3 protein-coding genes are annotated in these 1,825 nt (G+C 63.9%); all 3 read left to right on the forward strand.

The window, feature by feature from the left end; genetic code table 11:
* The coding region (locus EII42_RS12015) for a YbaB/EbfC family nucleoid-associated protein (protein ID WP_233558392.1) at positions 1-253 on the forward strand (253 nt) is incomplete at its 5' end.
* Positions 254-1,333: 1,080 nt separating this feature from the next.
* On the forward strand, positions 1,334-1,639 hold the full coding sequence (locus EII42_RS12025) for a hypothetical protein (RefSeq protein WP_125172393.1): 306 nt from the start codon (positions 1,334-1,336) through the stop codon (positions 1,637-1,639).
* A partial coding sequence (locus tag EII42_RS12030) for a hypothetical protein (protein WP_148098055.1) occupies positions 1,632-1,825 on the forward strand: 194 nt, incomplete at its 3' end. The genes EII42_RS12025 and EII42_RS12030, both read left to right, overlap by 8 nt.

The following is a 1,825-nucleotide window of genomic DNA, read 5'->3' on the forward strand; positions in this document are numbered from 1 at the left end:
GCGTGAGGTGGTTGGGCGTTGTGGTGGGGTGAGTGTTTCGGTGGATGGTTCGGGTTTGCCTTGTGAGGTGGCTTTCGATGAGGGTTGGTTGGATCGGGTGCAGGTTGGTGTGTTGTGTCGGGCGGTGTTGGCTGCGGCGTGTGATGCGCAGGATCGGTTCGTGTGGGTGGAGCGGGTGCCGGCGCGGGTGGCTCGGCTTGGGGCGGAGCATGTGGGGTTGGTTGCGGGGTTGCATCGGTTTATCGCCTATTAGGCGGGTTTCAGCTGTTTAGTGTTTTTTCGTGTTTTGGAAGGATTGTTTTCGGTGAGTGAGTTTTCTGGCCGGCGGGCGGTGGAGGCCGCTTTTTGGGGTATTAGTGCTGATTCGGATGATGTGGTTGATGATTCGGATATTTCGGAGAAGGTGCTTTCGCCTAGTGAGTCTGGTGGGCGTTCGTCTGATGGTAAGCCTGCTGGTGGTGGTGCGCCGCCGATGATGATGGGTGGTGCGGGTATGCCTGCGGGTCACGCCGCCACCGGCGCCAGCACTGCTGCTGCTGGTGGTGGTGGTGTTGGTGGTGGGGTTGTTGGTGCGGGGGTTGCGGTTCCTCGGGTGGGGTCGACGGCACCGCTTGGTGCGCCGAGCAGCCCACCGGCTCCGGGTGGGCCGGGTGGTTTGCCTGGTGGTGGTCTACCCGGTGGCTCGGGCGGTTTGCCCGGTGGTTTGCCTGGTGGTGGTTTGGGGGCTGCTGGTGCTGGTTCGGGTTCTGGTTGGGTGTATGGGGATCCGTTGTTGCCGGGGGATCCGCGCCATGATGGTAGTTACGGGCCGATCTTTCCTGGGGATCCGCGCTATGACCGGCTGGTTGGTTTCCCTGGTGTCCAGGGTATTCCCGAACCTCCCGACCGGCCCGGGTGGCCCACACCCGATGGTTCGTATCCTGGGTATCCCTGGCCCGGTGGGCCGGGCGGGTCCTACCCCGGCTACCCGCAGCCTGGTGTCCCGCAGCCTGGTGTCCCGGCCCCTGGGTACCCGTATCCTGGTGTCCCGCAGCCCGGGCATCCGCAACCCGGCTACCCGGGGCCCGGCTTCCCGCAGCCTGGTGTCCCGCAGCCTGGTGTGCCGGGTTTCCAGCCGGGTGGCCCGAATGATCCGGGTTCTGATGGTGGCGGCCCTGGTGGTCGGGCTTTCGTTACCGCTCCGGATTCCCCGGCTCCCAAGGTTGGGGCCGGGCGTACTGGGCCAGACGCGAAGGGTTTCACCAAAGCGTGGGATGGTGTTCCCCGCAGCCCGGTTGCCCGCGCCGGGAAACCTTCTGGCGGTGGTGGTGGGGGTGGGAACACCAGCTTCACCGTGGAGCCGAGCCAGCTACATGCGGTGGGTGGCGAGTGGGATCAGCAGCTTGCGAGGGCCCTGGAGTTGCGGCGTGCGATGCCGGTGCCGGAGGACATGGGTTTCTTGGAGAACTTGGTCACCGAGGCTCGGGATGTCTCTGGTGGGGTGGCGGATAATTCCGCTACCGCGAAGGGGCAGTTCGCGGAGTTGCAAGACCAGCTACACGCGGCCGCTCGTCGGTACGAACAAAACGAGTTTACCGCCAGCCAACGGGCGGGAGAGATCGCTACCAGTGGCCATTCGGAAGGAGTAGAGCATGAGTGAGGACTACAAGCAGTTGCCGAGCAAGCTTGGTGAGGTCGTTGAGTTGATGGAGCAGACCATCGCGGCCGATAAAGCGAAACGCGCGAGCATGGCGAACCAGCTGCGCGACTTTTTCAAGTCTTTGAAAGACGGTGGGCAAGGAGCTAAGGCCCTTGAGACGAGCAATCAGGCCGCGGAGAACAGGCT

Source organism: Tessaracoccus sp. OH4464_COT-324 (genome assembly GCF_003932855.1).
Lineage (GTDB): Bacteria > Actinomycetota > Actinomycetes > Propionibacteriales > Propionibacteriaceae > Arachnia.